Annotated in this window: 16 protein-coding genes and 2 pseudogenes; 6 read left to right on the forward strand and 12 right to left on the reverse strand. The window is 65.0% G+C overall.

Annotation, left to right across the window (positions count from 1 at the left end):
• Positions 1-126 precede the first annotated feature (126 nt).
• A complete protein-coding gene (locus tag J7359_RS15035; RefSeq protein ID WP_209057981.1) occupies positions 127-1,650 on the forward strand; it encodes an ISL3 family transposase in 1,524 nt (507 codons plus the stop codon).
• 44 nt (positions 1,651-1,694) lie between these two features.
• Here J7359_RS15035 and tnpB read toward each other — a convergent pair whose 3' ends face one another.
• Positions 1,695-2,045 (reverse strand): IS66 family insertion sequence element accessory protein TnpB, encoded by a 351-nt coding sequence (gene tnpB, locus J7359_RS15040; RefSeq protein WP_209057838.1) that lies wholly within the window; start codon positions 2,043-2,045, stop codon positions 1,695-1,697.
• Positions 2,042-2,461 (reverse strand): transposase, encoded by a 420-nt coding sequence (locus tag J7359_RS15045; RefSeq protein ID WP_209057839.1) that lies wholly within the window; start codon positions 2,459-2,461, stop codon positions 2,042-2,044. The genes tnpB and J7359_RS15045 overlap by 4 nt, the downstream gene beginning before the upstream one ends.
• Before the next feature lie 144 nt (positions 2,462-2,605).
• Here J7359_RS15045 and J7359_RS15050 point away from each other — a divergent pair, with 144 nt between their 5' ends.
• Entirely contained in the window at positions 2,606-2,956 is a 351-nt protein-coding gene (locus J7359_RS15050) for a cupin domain-containing protein (protein ID WP_209057840.1), read from the forward strand.
• Positions 2,957-3,061: 105 nt separating this feature from the next.
• Here the strand turns inward: J7359_RS15050 and J7359_RS15055 are convergent, their stop codons facing one another.
• A complete protein-coding gene (locus tag J7359_RS15055) occupies positions 3,062-3,538 on the reverse strand; it encodes an Rrf2 family transcriptional regulator (protein WP_348524398.1) in 477 nt (158 codons plus the stop codon).
• Positions 3,539-3,649: 111 nt separating this feature from the next.
• On the opposite strand from J7359_RS15055, the gene hmpA reads away from it, so the two are divergent.
• The gene (hmpA, locus tag J7359_RS15060; protein ID WP_209057842.1) at positions 3,650-4,828 is read left to right on the forward strand and encodes an NO-inducible flavohemoprotein; all 1,179 of its coding nucleotides are present in this window, start codon (positions 3,650-3,652) and stop codon (positions 4,826-4,828) included.
• A gap of 136 nt (positions 4,829-4,964) precedes the next feature.
• On the forward strand, positions 4,965-5,216 hold the full coding sequence (locus J7359_RS15065; protein ID WP_247740440.1) for an NnrS family protein: 252 nt from the start codon (positions 4,965-4,967) through the stop codon (positions 5,214-5,216).
• Positions 5,217-5,341: 125 nt separating this feature from the next.
• On the opposite strand, the pseudogene J7359_RS15070 reads toward J7359_RS15065, so the two are convergent.
• The 5 genes and pseudogenes from J7359_RS15070 to J7359_RS15090 all read right to left on the reverse strand — a co-directional run.
• Positions 5,342-5,629, reverse strand: a pseudogene (locus J7359_RS15070) (transposase domain-containing protein); the annotation flags it as partial.
• 252 nt (positions 5,630-5,881) lie between these two features.
• Positions 5,882-5,968, reverse strand: a pseudogene (locus J7359_RS15075) (ATP-binding protein); the annotation flags it as partial.
• Complete coding sequence (gene istA, locus J7359_RS15080; protein ID WP_247740441.1) at positions 5,965-7,410, reverse strand: IS21 family transposase; 1,446 nt, start codon at positions 7,408-7,410, stop codon at positions 5,965-5,967. The pseudogene J7359_RS15075 and the gene istA, both read right to left, overlap by 4 nt.
• A gap of 283 nt (positions 7,411-7,693) precedes the next feature.
• On the reverse strand, positions 7,694-8,458 hold the full coding sequence (locus J7359_RS15085; protein ID WP_209057844.1) for a DUF4123 domain-containing protein: 765 nt from the start codon (positions 8,456-8,458) through the stop codon (positions 7,694-7,696).
• A gap of 78 nt (positions 8,459-8,536) precedes the next feature.
• Positions 8,537-8,704 carry a hypothetical protein gene (locus J7359_RS15090; RefSeq protein ID WP_209057845.1) on the reverse strand — a complete coding sequence of 56 codons (168 nt, stop codon included), beginning with the start codon at positions 8,702-8,704 and terminating at the stop codon, positions 8,537-8,539.
• 202 nt (positions 8,705-8,906) lie between these two features.
• Here J7359_RS15090 and J7359_RS15095 point away from each other — a divergent pair, with 202 nt between their 5' ends.
• Together J7359_RS15095 and J7359_RS15100 are read left to right on the forward strand one after the other, a co-directional pair.
• Positions 8,907-10,961: a 4Fe-4S binding protein gene (locus tag J7359_RS15095; RefSeq protein WP_209057846.1), complete on the forward strand. Its 2,055-nt coding sequence runs from the start codon at positions 8,907-8,909 to the stop codon at positions 10,959-10,961.
• Positions 10,958-11,842 carry an FAD:protein FMN transferase gene (locus J7359_RS15100; protein WP_247740442.1) on the forward strand — a complete coding sequence of 295 codons (885 nt, stop codon included), beginning with the start codon at positions 10,958-10,960 and terminating at the stop codon, positions 11,840-11,842. Before J7359_RS15095 ends, J7359_RS15100 begins: the two co-directional genes overlap by 4 nt.
• A gap of 28 nt (positions 11,843-11,870) precedes the next feature.
• Here the strand turns inward: J7359_RS15100 and J7359_RS15105 are convergent, their stop codons facing one another.
• The 4 genes from J7359_RS15105 to J7359_RS15120 all read right to left on the reverse strand — a co-directional run bounded on the left by J7359_RS15105 (position 11,871) and on the right by J7359_RS15120 (position 15,697).
• The gene (locus J7359_RS15105) at positions 11,871-12,767 is read right to left on the reverse strand and encodes a transporter substrate-binding domain-containing protein (protein WP_209057847.1); all 897 of its coding nucleotides are present in this window, start codon (positions 12,765-12,767) and stop codon (positions 11,871-11,873) included.
• Positions 12,768-12,775: 8 nt separating this feature from the next.
• Positions 12,776-13,465: a cytochrome c-550 PedF gene (gene pedF / locus J7359_RS15110; RefSeq protein ID WP_209057848.1), complete on the reverse strand. Its 690-nt coding sequence runs from the start codon at positions 13,463-13,465 to the stop codon at positions 12,776-12,778.
• 88 nt (positions 13,466-13,553) lie between these two features.
• Positions 13,554-14,528 (reverse strand): YVTN family beta-propeller repeat protein, encoded by a 975-nt coding sequence (locus J7359_RS15115; RefSeq protein ID WP_209057849.1) that lies wholly within the window; start codon positions 14,526-14,528, stop codon positions 13,554-13,556.
• A complete protein-coding gene (locus J7359_RS15120) occupies positions 14,525-15,697 on the reverse strand; it encodes an ABC transporter substrate-binding protein (protein ID WP_209057851.1) in 1,173 nt (390 codons plus the stop codon). Before J7359_RS15120 ends, J7359_RS15115 begins: the two co-directional genes overlap by 4 nt.
• Positions 15,698-15,717 lie beyond the last annotated feature (20 nt).

Raw genomic sequence — 15,717 nt, forward strand, 5'->3', positions numbered from 1 at the left:
TCCTGAGAACGGGAAGATTCAGGAGGGATAGTGATGATTTCAAGGAAGCACTGGTCGCCCGGGAGCGATGTTTCCGTTCAAAGCGTTGAGCGGCGCGATTCCGGCGGGTGGACTGTATCCGGCAGTCTGACACCAAACGGCATCTGCCCAGACTGTGGATTGCAATCGCGACGTCGTCACGGCTGGCGGCGTAGGCGGCTGCAGGATTATCCCGCCCATGGTGACGGGGTTACGGTAACCCTCTGGGTTTGCCGTTGGCGATGTTTGGCACCCGCCTGCCCGCGCCGGACTTTCTCGGACCAGATCGGCTCGATTGCGCGTCCTTTTGCGCGGCGCACTTCGCGTGTCGGGGAAATTGTCAGCCATCTTGGGCACGCGACCGGCGGGCGGCCTGCCGAGCGGCTCTTGCACCGCTTGGGCCTTGGGGTCAGTGATGACACGGTGCTTAGGCAGCTGAAGAACCGTGCTCAAGACACTGCCGAGCCGCCGACCGTCATCGGGATCGACGACTGGAGCTGGCGGAAGTCGCAGACCTACGGCACGATCATCGTCGATCTGGAGCGTCGCGCGGTCATCGATGTTCTCGAAGATCGTGATGTGGTCACCTGCACCGACTGGCTGAAACGACATCCCGAGGTGGAAGTGATCAGCAGAGATCGCTGCGGTCTCTACGCCCAGGCTGCCCGGCAAGGCGCGCCGCAAGCGGAACAGGTCGCCGACCGGTTTCATATCGTGCAGAACCTGCGGCAGGCTATCGAGGAGCAGATGAACCTTCACGGCCGTGCGACCGGCAGGGCGCTGCTGTCCGACGCCGACAATATCACCGCAGAGGGAAGCCTTCTGAAGTCCCGCCTTGCGCACAGGACGTCTCGGGAAGAGATTTTCACCACCATCCATGCGCTTCGAAATCAGGGGCTTACCTGCAGCGAGATTGGGCGGCGAACAGGGTTCCCTCGTCGCAGCATCGCGAAATGGCTGCAGTTCGAGACGCCGCCGGACCGCAGGCGGGCAGCTTTGAAGCCGACTTCGCCGTGGTACTTTGAAGAGTTCCTGAGCCAAAGCTGGAAGGGCGGAATTCGAACTGGAAGCGCCCTGTTCCGTCTGATCCGAGAGCGTGGCTACGAGGGGAGCCCGACGCATTTGCAGCGGCTGCTGGCGGGGTGGCGCAGAGCCGAAAAGCAAGCGAAGGGCCCTGCCTTGGAGCACCAGATCCTGGAACCGGTCCGGGACCCGGAAACGGGGCACGCGATCTCCCCGGTCATCGCGGCAGCGCTGTGTATCAAACCCCGCAGAAAACTCACCCCGGATCAGGCGCGGAAAATCGACGCGATCAAGGCTGGCTCTCCCGCCTTCGCAACGATGCGCTGCCTCGTCATGCGGTTCAACGGTATCCTGCGTGGCCGCGAGGCAGACCCGCTCCCTGCATGGATCGACGACGCGATCGAAACCGACCTGGCGCCCATCGTGCGCTTCGCACGCACATTGAACCGGGATTTCGATGCGGTAAAAAACGCTATCGAGATGCCCTGGAGCAACGGCCAAGCAGAAGGTCAGATTAATCGTCTGAAGACCCTCAAACGCGCCATGTACGGCCGAGCCGGGCCAGAACTGTTGAGGGCAAGAATGCTGCCCCTCCGCCACACAGATTGAGGCAGAGCCCAATAAAGGGCTACGCGACAGTCTGTGAGGCTGATTTATCCGGCCTTTGCAGGGCGTTGCGTCCAGCGCGGGTTGCGCCAATCGATCCCTTCCAGAAGATAGCCGAGCTGGGCCGCGGAGACCTGCACCGCTTCGCCGCTGCGGCTGACGGGCCAGATGAATTTGCCCGCTTCCAACCGCTTGGTATAGAGCGACATGCCCACACCATCGTGCCAGAGCAGCTTGACCAGGTCGCCCTTGCGTCCACGGAAACAGAAGATCTCGCCGGCGTGGGGATCGCGCCCCAGTCCCTCCTGAACCTGTAGTGCCAGGGTGTTCATCCCGCGGCGCATGTCGGTGACCCCGCCAGAGATCCAGACGCGCACCCCCGCCGGGAAGGCGATCATGCCCGCTCCACCACCTGGATAAGCCGCGCAAGGATAGAGGCCTCGGTTCCGACGGCGGCCACAAGCCGGCGCCCGTTCGCCAGGATGATCTCGACCCGATCATGTCCCGCGTCTTCCGCCGGCCCCTGCACATCGGTGGTTGCCGGCCCGGATGCGCGGCCCGGTGTCACGGCAACCGGCGAAAAATGCGTGCGATCTCCATCGCCAATCAGCAGACCCTCTCGCGCCTCCCGCCGCCATCGCGTTAGAAGCGAGCGGGATATATCGTGCCGCCGAGCCGTCGCCGCAGCCATACGGGGCGCGGCGTAGCTCTCCTCCACGATCCGCACCTTCTCTGCGTCCGTCCAACGACGCCGCCGGCCTGTATCCGTGACCGAGAGAACCTCTACCTGGGACATGATGCTATGGTCTGCCATAGCTTCAGGCTCTTAGCTGAAATCCAATCCCGTGCTCAGGCGGCCCTCCCCGGAGGCATACACTCCGCCGCGTACAGAACCCTCTTGTCAATTCGCCGCTCTGCATCAAGATTGTCATCGACGGGGCAGATATGGAGCAAGGCCGTGGCCATACCGCATGCGACTTCAGGTGAGATCGTCAGTCTGCGACCCTTGGGCGATGCGGCTGCCCAGGCCCGGCCATATGCACTGGTCAAGACCACGGAATTCGAAGCGATGCGCCTGTTTCTGTCAGCCGGCAAAGAGTTGAAGGAACACAAGGTCGATGGAAGCATCACGCTCCAATGCTTGGAAGGAAGGGTAGAATTCCGCTTTGACGGGGAAACCCGCGTGATGATGCCGGGGGACTGGCTTTACCTCGCCGGTGGTGTTTCCCATTCTCTGTTCGCACAGGAAAACGCATCGCTGTTGCTGACCATCATGTTGCGGTCTGGCTCCGCCATCGCCAGCGACTGATCCATCCCAGTCTTTCGCCCGCAACCGCCGGTCGAAAATTTTGCCCGCGCGGCGGCGCAATGGTCATCTGCCACAAACTCCGTTCAGTCAATGTCGGAACGGTGCTCACTGCGTGGCGCCAAGCCGGCTGACGGTGGCGTTACCGATAATCGGGAAATCCGCCGGGGTCAGCGCGATGTCGGCAACCGAACAATCATCCAGCACCCCCAGAAACGCCTCCATCGCCCGTTTCAAAGGCGCGATCAGGCGGCACTGGCAGGTGATGATGCACTGATTTCCCGTCCGCATGCACTCTACCAGCCCGAAGTCCGTCTCCAGATGGCGGACCACCGCACCGACGCTGATCTGATCCGCCGGGCGGGCCAGATGCAGCCCGCCTGAGCGGCCGCGCTGCGCAATGAGGAATTCGCCGCGCGTCAGCGCATTCACCACCTTCATCATCGTGCTCCGTGGCAGCCGGTAGGTGGCGACGAGCTGATCAATGGTAAAAATCCGGTCGCCTTGGGCGGTGGCAAAGATCATCACGCGCAGGGCCATGTCGGTGCTATCGTTCAGCCGCATCGGCCTTCTCCTGTCGGTCATCGGGCTGAGACGGAATGTCGCAGCGGTTTAAGATACCTTTTGTTGGAATCTTTTTGAAGTTGATATTATCACGCGATCAAAGGAAACATCAAAGCCGCGCAGGAGGACATCATGCACAAGCCGCTTTCCGAAGAAACCCTGTCCGTTATTGAGGCCACAGCGCCGGTCGTTGCCGCCCATGTGGACCAGATCGTACCCTGCATGTACCGCCGCCTGCTGGCCGATCCCGAGATCCGCGCGCTCTTCAACATGTCGCACCAAGGTGGCGACTCGCCGCAGCACAAGGCGCTGGCAGGCGCTCTGGTGGCCTACGCGACCCATATCCGCAATCCCGCCGTGCTGGCTAGCGCGCTGGAGCGGATCGCGCAGAAACACGCAGGCCTGCAGATCCTGCCCGAACACTACCCGCATGTTGCCACCGCCCTTCTGGGCGCGGTTTCCGAAGTGCTGGGAGAGGCCGCCACGCCGGAAATCCTTGCCGCCTGGGGAGAGGCCTATTGGTTCCTTGCCGATATGCTGATCGAACGAGAGGAGCAGATCTACACGCAATCTGAACAGGCGGATGGTGGGTGGCGCGGCTGGCGGCAGTTCCGTGTGGCTGCGAAGACGCCGGAGACGCATGAGATCACCTCCTTCCTGTTGAAACCTGTCGATGGTGGTCCGGTGCTGCGTCACCGCCCTGGCCAGTATCTGAGCTTCCGCTTTACCCCGGCTGAGGGTGAAGAATTCCGCCGCAACTATTCGATTTCCTCCGCTCCGAACGGGCGTGACTATCGCATCACCGTCAAACGCGAAAAGGGCGGTCGAATTTCCAACTGGCTGCATGACTCGGTCGAACCGGGCAGCACCATCGACGTCGCCGTCCCGGCGGGCGAGTTCTTCCTTGATCCGGCGGGCAAGCGCGAGGTCGTGCTACTCTCCGGCGGCGTCGGCATGACCCCGATGATTTCGATGCTGGAAACCTGTGGCGGCGGTGATCTGCGGATGATCCATGTCCATGCCACCCGCGACGCCAGGCACCATGCCATGCGTGACCGCCATCTGACCTTGGCACAGGAAAACCACGTCTTCTATGAAGCCCCGGAAACGGCGGCAGAGGGCATCGTTCAATCCGGTCGCATCCAGCCCGAATGGCTGGCCCGGATCAGCGACACGGCGGTTGCCGATTACTTCATCTGTGGCCCGACGAGTTTCATGGATGCGATGATCCGTGGTCTGCGCGCGGCCAATGTTCCGGATGACCGTATCCACTACGAACATTTTGGCCCGGCTGCGGCGCAACTTGGCTGAGGAGGAGCGCAGAATGGCGGGAACCGCGGAAAAGATGCGCAGCTACACCGGAGCCGCGCTCTTCAGCTACGGGTTCCGGCCATTCTTCCTGCTGGCGGCCCTCTGGGCCATTGGCGCGATGCTGATGTAGATTCCGATGATGATGTGCCGACAGCCGGTGCCCATCGGGTTTGACTCGTTCAGCTGGCATGCGCATGAGTTCCTGTTCGGCTATCTCGGCGCGGTCATCGCGGGCTTTGTGCTGATTGCGGTGCCGAACTGGATCGGGCGGTTGCCGGTGATGGGCAGGCCGCTGGCGGGGCTGTGGGTCGCAGGGCGGATCGCTCTACGCCCTCCCCGCTTTGCCGTCCGAAAGGCACCCGCCCAGAAGCTGAAAATGGCTGCCTGAGGTCTACTTCTGTGCCCCGTTAAAAACAGGGAGGATTACCGGGCCGAAAAACAACACCTCATCAACGGTCGCTATCGGGACCCTGCCCGGACCGCCGTAAGCGTTCGCTGCGGACCACCGGCTGTTCAGTTTGGCGGCTCGAAGTTCCACGGCAGCAGGTCGTCGATGTCGCTTTGCGGGTGGCCGTTGACGATCGCCGTGAGGGTGGCCTTGAGGTAGGCGAAGGGCTCGACGCCGTTTATCTTGCAGGTTCCGATCAGCGACGCGATGCGACCCCAGGCGACGCCGCCTTCGTCATGGCCGGCGAAGAGCGCGTTCTTGCGATTGAGGGCGATGGGGCGGATCAGGTTCTCGACCCTGTTGGAGTCGATTTCCACGCGTCCATTGGTCAGGAAGGTTTGCAGCCCATCCCAGTTGTCGCGTTGCCCTTAACAACGAGACAGGACGCTTTTGCGGCCCTTTTGTTTCCAAAACTTGCCCATAAATATGAGACGACTGAACTAATAGCATGAATCCTATGCGTTTATCTCACACAGTCCTCTGGAACTCTGTTTCATAATTATGGGCAACGATATCGCAGTTTAGGGCAAAATATCTCATTTAATGGCAAAAGAAGGGCATTGATTTTATTGGATTCTCTATTTCACATTTAAGGGCAACGCGACAGCCAGCTTCTGATGCTCGCGCAGGAACGTGGGCAGCTTGAGTGCCTTGAGATGATGGGCGAGCAGGATTTCCGGAGCGTCGCTCATGCCATATCTCCCGCCAGCAGCTGCATGTAGGAACGCGCCTCGGTCTTCTCGACCGTTGCCTCGGGCAGATAGGGATAGCAGTCCAGGTCCAGCCTGGGCGGTCGGCGTTCTACCCGGCACAACAGGAGATGCTTCACAGCGTCGAAGCCGATTGCACCCATGTGGAGCGCCTGCTTCACGGCAACCTGGAGATCGGCCAGATCGAAGGTTTCCAGCAGCCGCAAAACCTGGACGTATTCGCGGCGGCCATGCCGGTTCATGCGGGCCTCCATCAGCCGGCGCAGTGTCGCGAACTCTTCGGGAAGCTCCCAGCCCTGAAGCGGCGCTGCCTGCTCAAGCGCATTGATCTTCTGTTCCAGCAGCGGCAGGTAATGGATCGGGTCGAAGACGATCTCGTCACGATCCCAGCACCGGGGATGGCGGGCGATCACTTCCCCACGGCAACCGATGACCACCGTGTCGACATAGGCCCGGATCCAGACATCCTGATGTCCGAAGGCGACCGGCACCGAATAGTCATTAGTCTTGTAGCGCACCAGAGATTGGGACGAGACCCGCCCATTGTCCTGATCACAGGCCTCGAAAGGCGCGGCCGGGAATGGGCGCATCGCTGCCAGATCGTGTTGCAACCGCGCGCCGATGGTATCGCTTTCGCCGCGCAGAACATCGAGCTGGCGACGCTCGCATTGCTCCTCCAGCCAGAGGTTGAATGCCTCCCAGGTTGCAAACTCGGGCATCGGCACCATGAAGTTGCGTCGGGAATAGCCGACCAACCCCTCGACCTTCCCCTTGTCATTGCCCTTGCCCGGACGGCCGTAGCGATCCTGGATCAGGTAGTGCGACAGGAACCCGCTGAACAGTTCCGCCCGTTTGCGGGTGCCGTCCGGCAGGATCTTTGCCACCAGGCATCGGTCATTATCATAGACGATCGACTGCGGAACCGCGCCGAAGAAGGTAAAGGCATGGATATGGCCGTCGACCCAGGCTTCGGCCACCGCCGCCGGATAGGCCCTGACATAGCAGGCATCGCTATGCGGCAAGTCCAGAACGAAGAAATGAGCTTTCTGCTCAATACCACCAATCCTGACCTGCGCCTCGCCAAAATCGGCCTGCGCATGACCCGGCGGATGCGCCAGCGGCACAAATACTTCCTGCCGACGCTTCTCCCGCTCCCGAATGTAATCCTTGATGATCGTGTAACCGCCGGTGAACCCGCATTCCTCGCGGAGCCGGTCGAATACCCGCTTTGCCGTGTGCCGCTGTTTGCGCGGCATATGGCGATCCGCCTCAAGCCACGCGTCGATGATCGGAATGAACGGCTCAAGCTTCGGCCGCCTGACCTCGGCCGTGCGCCGGTAGCCCGGCGGCACCGAAAAGGTCATCATCTTCGCAACAGTATCGCGGGAGATGTTGAATTCCTTCGCCGCCTGACGCTGGCTCATGCCCGCCGCGCAGGCCTGACGCACCTTCAGATATAGCTCCACGCTGTAGATCCTCCCGCCCTCCCTGCAACTACAGAAAGGGAAAAGGTGGACGACTTTTACACCGCCCGCAGCAGCACCAAGCCGCCGCTTCCGTGGACTAATTTCGCACCGCCGTTCTCACCAGCCCCTGCTTGTTACGCCATTCGGCGATACCCTCGATCATCCGAGTGACCGACGCGAGATCCGACAGCGGCGTGCGCACCGGCAGCCAGGGCGCGCAAAGCCGTGCCAGCCGCGGATCTTACAGCATCCGATAGCCCAGAAAGGCCGATGCGGCGGCCAGCTTGCCGATCGCTGCCCGCCCAGTGACGCCAAAGCCGCGCGCATCGGCCGCGACCTGCACGACCAGCCGTTCGACCTCGGCGCGCCGGACATCCAGCATCCGCAGATGCCGCGGGATCGACCGCATCAGCCCGTCGGTGACCACCTGCACACAGGTCGTCTGCGCCGATGCCCGCACCGCGCGCAGCACCGCCGGCAGCGTCAGATCCGCGCGGCTGGCGGTGGCCGCTGCTGCCGGCGCCGCCATGCCGGCATCCCCGCCATTCTGGCGTGCAATGATGGCGAAATTGCCCTCGCCCAGATCGCGGGCCAGCGCGTCGATGCGCAGATCGCGGCCATCGAACAGCGCCCGCAGGATATCGGCAGAATCGCCCTGCAACCGAGCCAGTTCCGCGATCAGCCGCCTGTCCCAGAAGCGCAGATAATAGGCCTTGCCCGATGCGTCCTGCACCCGCAGCCGCCGCCGCAGATGGGCCCGCAGATCGCCCAGCCCGGCATCGGTCCGCAGATACAGGCCACCAAACCGCCCCCACATGCTGGCCGGCGACCGCCCGCGCGTCAGCAGCATCCGGGCAAAGCTGCTGCCGGGCTCCAGCCGCACCAGCCAGGGCGCGACCTCGCCCAGCTCATACAGGGCGGCGCCTTGATACAGACAGACATGGTCCAGCCCGGAGCCGTCCAGCAGCTCGGTCAGCCCGTCACCCTCGGCCGCATCGAGCAACACATAGCAATGCCGCCCGCGATCCGACGCGAAAAACGGGTCGAGCGCCGCCGGCCAGCCGCGCTTCGGGTCGATGCCAAGCTAATCGTCGAGCGGGGTGACAGCGTCGATCCGCGTCACCGCGATCCGGGTCTGCGGCGCAGCCGCCACCATCGGCAGGGGGCCGGAAACCGGGCGCGCGCCCTGCCCCGGTTCGGCATCAACCCTGCCGGGCGGTAGAATCCAGAAATCTGACTGCGACTCGTTCACGACAACACCATCCCTATGCACAGCATTCACGCCTTCCCGCGCGCGCGCAACCCTTTCTGGCCACGGGCTTTTGGCCCTTGGTCCGGCTTTCGCGCGATGCTGATGCGGGGCTAGCGGTCGCGGCCGCCGGACCGCGCCCCGACCGGCACGCGGTCGACTTTGGTCGCATTTATGAGCGGCGCGGCGGCGCTAGTCTGCCCCCATGCGCTGGCTGATGTTGCTGATCCTGTTCTGGGCCGCCCCCCTGCACGCCGAACCGCTGACGCGCGCGGCGCTTGGCGACATGATCGCGGCGCCCTATGCGCTGGGCGAGCCGTTGAACGACAAGGGCGTCTGGGGGCTGACGAATTCGGGCGGCGGCGATGCGGGCTATGTGTTTGAAACCGGCCCGCTGGCGCCCCTGCCCGGCTTTTCCGGACAGCCGATCAACATGCTGGTGCTGCTGGATCTTGAGGGCACGTTCATCGACGTGCGGCTGCTGGCCCATAACGAGCCGATCTTCGTGTCCGGTCTGGGCGAGGCACCGCTGCGCCAGTTCCTGTCGCAATATCGCGGCCATTCGATCAATCAGGCGCTGGTCGTCGGCAGCCCCTATGGCGATCAGGCGGGGGGCGATCTGGTCTACCTCGACGGCGTCACCAAGGCCACGGCCAGCGTCCGGATCGCGCATGAATCGATCCTCGCCTCCGCCCTAGCCGTGGCGCGCGAAAAGATGAAGGGGATCAGCGCCGGCCCCCCGCCGCGCCCCGATCCCGATCACGCCGAAGCGCTGGACTGGAATGCGATGCTGGCGCAGGGGCTGGCGCGGCACCTGCTGGTCAGCAATGCCGATGCCGATGCCGCCTTTGCCGGCACGCAATGGGCCGATGACGACCCGGATGCCGCGGCCGACCCGGACGGCGCCTATCTGGACCTGTTCGCCGTCGATATCGGCCCGCCGGCGATTGCCGCCGCCGTCCTTGCCCCCGCCACCCTGGCCGAGGTCCGGCGGCTGACCACGCTGGCCCCGGATGATGAGATGATCCTGCTGATCGAGGCCGGGCGGCACGGGCTGGTCGGCCCCGATTTCATCCGCAATACCGCCCCCGACCGGATCGGCGCGGTGCAGGACGGGCTGCCGCTGGCACTGCGCGATGCCGATATCCTGGCCGAGCTGCACCCGGACCTGCCTGATGCGTTGCAGGATGCGACGATCATGGTGGTGCGGCTGGACCGGCGACTGGGCTTTGACCCGAGCCGCGACTGGTCGCTGGTGCTGCATGCGCAGCGCGAACATGGCATGTTCCAACCCGAAACCGGCATCCGCGATTTCGATCTGGCCATGGGCCTGCCGGAACGCTTCTTTCTGGCGGCCGCCGCGCCGGTGCAGACCGCGCCCTGGGTCGATGCGCTGCGCAACCGGCGGCTGGACCTGATCCTGCTGGCGGCGGGGCTGCTGGGGCTGGGCGCCGCGCTGATGCGGCAAAGCTGGCTGGCGCGGCAGCGGCGTTTCACCGCCATCCGGCTGACAATCCTGGCGGCCGTGATCGGCTTTGTCGGGTTCTGGGGTCAGGGGCAATTGTCGATCGTCACGCCGCTTGCGGTGATCCGCGGGGTGACGCAGGGCGGCGGGCTGGCGGTGCTGCTCTATGATCCGTTCTCGCTGATGGTCTGGGCGGCGGCGATCATTGGTTTCGTCCTGTGGGGGCGCGGGCTGTTCTGCGGCTGGCTGTGCCCCTTTGGGGCGATGCAGGAATTCGCCCATCACGCCGGGCGGCGGCTGGGGCTGCCGGAATGGGAACCGCCGCGCAGCCTCGGCCGCGCCTTGCTGTGGACCGGGCCGGTGGCGCTGGCCGGTCTGATCGCGGTCGCCTTTATCGCCCCCGACCACGCCGAAACCGTGGCCGAGATCGAGCCGTTCAAGACCGCCATCACCATGCATTTCGACCGCCCCTGGCCCTATGTGCTGTGGGCGGGCGGCTGGCTGGCGGTGTCGATGGTCTGGTTCAAGGGGTTCTGCCGGTCGATCTGCCCGCTTGGCGCCCTGATGCGGATCGGCGGGGTGCTGCGCCTGCGCCGCTGGATCCCGCGCCGCGCGGCCTGCGGCAGCCCCTGCCAGCTGTGCCGCGTGCGCTGCAAATATGACGCCATCGCGCCCAAGGGCGAAATCCGCTATTCCGAATGTTTCCAGTGCCTTGACTGCGTCAAGATCCATGACGACCCGGGCCAGTGCGTGCCCTTGATCCTGAAGGCGCGCGGCCGGAGGATGGCGGCATGATCGGGCGCAGGCGCTTTCTGACGATCACCGCCGGGGCGCTGGTCGCCGGCCCGGCGGCGGCGACGGTGGCGGCGAAGGCGGCGGCGGCCGAATGGCGCGGCCAGGCGCTGGGCGCGGATGCGCGCATCGTGATCCGGGGCGGCGCCGCGCCGGACAGGGTGCTGGCCGATCTGCGCGCCATGATCGGGCGCATCGAGGCGGTGTTTTCGCTGTTCCGCGATTCCGAGGTGACGCGCCTGAACCGCAACGGCCGCGTCACCGCGTCGGATGATCTGCTGGATGCCGTGACGCTGGCCCGGCGGGTGCATGGCGCGACCGGCGGCGTCTTTGACCCCGGGGTCCAGGTCCTGTGGCAGGCGCTGGCCGGTGGCGCGGCGCCCGGGCCCCTGACGCCGCTTGGCGGGCTGGTGCGCGACGGGCGCGACCTGCGGCTGGCGCAGGGTCAGGCCGTGACGCTGAACGGCATCGCCCAGGGGATCGCGACCGACCGCGCCGCCGCGCTGCTGGCGGACCGCGGCCTTGGCGATATTCTGGTCGATCTGGGCGAAACCCGCGCCATTGGCGGCGATTTCGCGCTGGAACTGGCCGATCCCGACGCCGGGGTTCTGGGGCGGCTGACGCTGCGCGCGGGGCGGGCCATCGCGACATCATCGCCCGGCGCGCTGGTCTTTCCGGGCGGGCAGAGCCATATCATCGGCCCGGCAGGCCAGCGCCCGCGCTGGTCCACGGTGTCGGTCGAGGCAGGAACAGCCGCGCTGGCCGATGCGGCATCGACGGCCTTTGTGCTGATGGATCGCCCGGCCATCGCCGCCGCCGCCCGGCGGCTGGACACCGGCCCGGTGCGGCTGGTCGATTTCGATGGCAACCTGACGACGCTCTGACGCGCCCCGCCCCCGGCCTGCCCCCGTTTCAGCGCACCGCCGGCAGATAGGTCACGCCATGATCGGCAAAGATCCGTTCCATCCGCCCGTCGGCAATGGCCGCGCCGATGATGTCATCCACCGCATAGCCCAGCGGCCGGTGCTGGGTCGACAGGGCCAGCCCCAGCGTCCATTTCGACCGTTCCAGCCCCAGAAAGGGCGGCTCATGGATGCCGATGGCGTCCGTCGCGCCGGCTTCCAGCTGGGCGCGCGGGCCCATCACCGCCATCACGTCCCCCGCCACCAGGGCCGCCATCGCCTGCGCGACATTGGGATAGCGATGCACCTTGTCGCCCGCCGCCCCGACCAGCCCGGTCAGGAAGAAATCCGAGATGGAATCGTTTTCGACCCCCACCGTGTCGTAACGGAAAAAGGCCGGAACAGGCGGCTTTTCGGGGTATTCGGCGCGTGCATAGGCGATCGCCAGATGTTCCTCGGCATAGATGCCGGTGAAGACGACCTGATCGAAACGGCAGGCATAATCCACGTCATAGGGTGCATGCAGGAACAGGTTCGACACATGCCCGCCCACCGCCGCGCCCTTGTAGACATAGTTCAGCAGGTCCTGGTCCAGCGTCTCGCCCGCCTGGACCATGCGGATCCGGGTCTCGACGCCCAGATCGCCGCCGATCAGCCGCGCCAGATCGACATCGATCCCGGCCGGCTGGCCATTGGCCAGATAGGACCAGGGCGGGAAATCTTCATAGACCGCGATCTCGATCCAGCCCTCGTCGGTGATCCGGTCCAGCGTGCGGCCGATATCCTGCGGAAAGCTGTTCTGCTGGCGCTGATCGGGCGCCACGCCGGCGCAGGATGCAAAACCGGGCGCGGCCCCGGCCAGAAAGACCAGCAGGGCCGCGCCCGCAATCGGAAAACCTGATCCCATCACATCCCTCAGTTCGATGCGGAAAGCCCGATCGTCAGCAATTCGGCGGCATGTTTCCCGGATGCCGGATCATCGGTCAGCGCGGCAGCGGCGCGCGACACGGCGCTGTCGGCCTTGGGCGCACCGGATGCGGTGGCGACGGCACCAGCGATCTCGGCCAGCTCGGCCTTCAGCGCCATCGGGTCGCCCTCGCCCGCGGCCAGCTGATCGCGGATTTCGCGCAGCCGGTCGGCGCTGGCATCCAGCGCGCCATCCTCGGGGCGGGTCTCGATATAGGTGCGGATCGCCCAGGCGGCCTTCTGGCCCAGAACCTCGCCAAAGGCGGGCATCTTGGTGGTTCCGTCCTGCGTATAGCCGTCGCGGAACCGTTCCGCATACCATTCATCGCCATATTCCTCGGCCTCGAGGAAGCGCAGATCGGGGGCCAGGCCGCCCGACACGGCGCCAAGCCCATGGCAGCGCGCGCAGTTCTGGTTATAGCCCGAATCCCCGATCTTGACGGCGGCGAGCCAGACATCTTCGCCCGCCGCCTCGGCCCGATAGGGGTTTTCGGTCAGCCATTCCTCGCCCACCTCGGGCAGCGCATCGGTGTTCATCGGCTGCGGCGCGACATCGCCATGGGCCATGATCTGAACCGGCACGGCGATGCACCCGGCGGCGATGGCGGCCAGCAGGGATTTGTGAAACTTGGTCGTCATGGGCGGTTCCTCCTGTCCCGTTCGCGGCGTGGTTCAGTGTCGATCCGTGCTGCATGCGCGGCAATTCGACCTTGGTCGATGCGACTTTTCAGTCGGTCGGCCGGGCCGAGGCGCCCCAGGGAAAACGCCCCACCTTGATCGTCTTGACCGGGGTCAGCGAAGCGACGTCGATCACCGTAACATCGCCCGATACGCCATTGGTCGTGAACAGTTTCGTGTTGTCGGGCGAAAACGCCAGATGCCAGACCCGGCGCCCGACGAGGATGTAATCCGTCACCGCGCGCGTCGCGACATCGACCACCGCGATATGGTCGGCCGGCCCCAGCGCGACAAAGACCCGCGCCCCGTCGGGCGAAAAGCGCATCCCCACGGGCTGCAGCTTTTCGGGGCGGATATTCGGCAGTGCAAAGCTGATCTTGGCCAGTTCGGCCTGGGTCGCGACATCAAAGATGCTGACCGTGCCGCCGATCTCGGCGCTGACCCATAATTCCTTGCCATCGGGGCTGAATTCCGCGTGGCGCGGCCGCGAATCGACCAGCGTATTGGCGATGATCTGCTGGGTTTCGGTGTCGATCCAATGCGCCATGTTCGTCGTCTCGGACGTGGTGATCTGGATCTTGCCATCGGGGGATATCCCCATCCCTTCGGGTTCGATCCCGACATCGATCTGGGCGACGACCTTGCGGCTTTCGGTATCGACGACGGTGGTGATCGCGTCGTCTTCATTCGCGATGTAAAGCAGCCGGTCATCGGGCGAGATGACGAATTGTTCGGGATCGGCGCCCGATGGCAGATCATGCAGGATCTCGCCGGTTTCCGGATCCATCACCTGCACCGCATTCGAATCCGACGCGCAGATATAGAGCCTGCTGAAATCGCGCGAAAAGGTGACGCCGCGCGGGCGCTGGCCGGTCGGATAGGTCGCGGTGACCGCCAGCGTGTCGACATCGATGACGCTGATCGTGTCGTCCAGTTCATTGGTGACCCAGATTTCATCGGCAAGGGCCGGGCCGGCCAGGGTCAGGGACGTGGACAGCGCAAGCAGGCAGCGGCGGGGCGTCATCGGGCAACTCCGAATTTGGTGCAGGTGGTGGTGGGCAGGTCGGTGCCCAGCGTGTCGAGTTCGGACCGCTGGTGCAGGAAACCTTCCAGCGGCGCGACATTGACGACGGCGCGTTCCGTGACCAGCGGGATCGGCTGGCGCATCTGGCCGTCCCATCCGCGGAACGACAGGGGCGTGCCGAGGAACCCGGCCAGCCGGAACTGATCCGACAGGATATAGTCGCGCAAGGCGCCAGGATCGGCGGTCCCGGCGCGGGTCACGGCCTCGCCAATCGCGGCGACGGCGGCCCAGGCGCCGAAATCCTGCACCAGCATGTCGCGATGCGCGGCGTCCCGGAACCGGCCTTGCAACTGCGCCGCGCCCCAATTTTCGACCACCGGCGACCAGCCGCGCGGCATGATCCCTTCGGACCCGGCAAGGGGCCGCGCCTGCCAGGTGTTATAGGCGATATAGCGGCCGAAATCGCCGCGTTCATCGGCCACGATCAGCATGTCATGTTCGGGCAGGTCCTGGGTGAACAGCGGCACCTCGGCCGAGGCGACACGGCGCATGTCGGCATCGAATTTCCAGTCCGCCTCGCCCTTCAGCCCGATCCCGAATTTCGTCAGCGAGGCGCGGATCGCATCGGCAAAGGCGGCGTCTTCGGGGTTCGGTCCATGGACCATCGCCAGATCGGTCCATTGCTTTTTCAACGCGAATTGCGACAGCGCATCGGCCCGCATCGACAGGCTGGGCGTGGTGTGCAGGACATTCGCGCGGCAATCATCCCCGCGCAGGCTGTCATCGGGGGCCGCGGTGTTGAAGATCACCGCACCGGCGGCATCGGGCAGATCGGCCAGCGCCAGCAGATCGGCCGGCGGCGCCTTGACCACCAGCAGCCGCGCCCCATCCGCCAGGGCGGCGCGTGCCGCCGCCAGAAAATCGTCATCCGGCGCGACGATGGTTTCGTTCAGCCGGTATTCATGGCCCAGAAAGCGGCCCGTCGTGGCGATATCGGACAGCGCGACACGGGCGCCGGCCACGCCCAGATCGGGCGGCGGCGCGATCAGGTTCGACAGGATCGGCGGCGGCGTCACCTGCCGCTCGATCAGGTCGATGCGCACCTGTTCGGCGGTCGCGCCACCCGCGACGGCAATGCAGGCAAGCGGCGCGGACAGCCATCGAAACATGCAAATTCCCCCTTTCGCCG

The organism is Paracoccus sp. R12_2, from assembly GCF_017744015.1.
Lineage (GTDB): Bacteria > Pseudomonadota > Alphaproteobacteria > Rhodobacterales > Rhodobacteraceae > Paracoccus.

Excerpts from the sequence above, each read along its gene's own strand:
- tnpB (WP_209057838.1), bottom strand. The coding sequence starts at position 2,045 with ATGATCGCCTTCCCGGCGGGGGTGCGCGTCTGGATCTCTGGCGGGGTC.
- J7359_RS15045 (WP_209057839.1), bottom strand. The coding sequence starts at position 2,461 with ATGGCAGACCATAGCATCATGTCCCAGGTAGAGGTTCTCTCGGTCACG.
- J7359_RS15055 (WP_348524398.1), bottom strand. The coding sequence starts at position 3,538 with ATGACCGACAGGAGAAGGCCGATGCGGCTGAACGATAGCACCGACATG.
- hmpA (WP_209057842.1), top strand. The coding sequence starts at position 3,650 with ATGCACAAGCCGCTTTCCGAAGAAACCCTGTCCGTTATTGAGGCCACA.
- J7359_RS15065 (WP_247740440.1), top strand. The coding sequence starts at position 4,965 with ATGATGATGTGCCGACAGCCGGTGCCCATCGGGTTTGACTCGTTCAGC.
- istA (WP_247740441.1), bottom strand. The coding sequence starts at position 7,410 with ATGAGCCAGCGTCAGGCGGCGAAGGAATTCAACATCTCCCGCGATACT.
- J7359_RS15095 (WP_209057846.1), top strand. The coding sequence starts at position 8,907 with ATGCGCTGGCTGATGTTGCTGATCCTGTTCTGGGCCGCCCCCCTGCAC.
- J7359_RS15100 (WP_247740442.1), top strand. The coding sequence starts at position 10,958 with ATGATCGGGCGCAGGCGCTTTCTGACGATCACCGCCGGGGCGCTGGTC.
- J7359_RS15105 (WP_209057847.1), bottom strand. The coding sequence starts at position 12,767 with ATGGGATCAGGTTTTCCGATTGCGGGCGCGGCCCTGCTGGTCTTTCTG.
- pedF (WP_209057848.1), bottom strand. The coding sequence starts at position 13,465 with ATGACGACCAAGTTTCACAAATCCCTGCTGGCCGCCATCGCCGCCGGG.
- J7359_RS15115 (WP_209057849.1), bottom strand. The coding sequence starts at position 14,528 with ATGACGCCCCGCCGCTGCCTGCTTGCGCTGTCCACGTCCCTGACCCTG.
- J7359_RS15120 (WP_209057851.1), bottom strand. The coding sequence starts at position 15,697 with ATGTTTCGATGGCTGTCCGCGCCGCTTGCCTGCATTGCCGTCGCGGGT.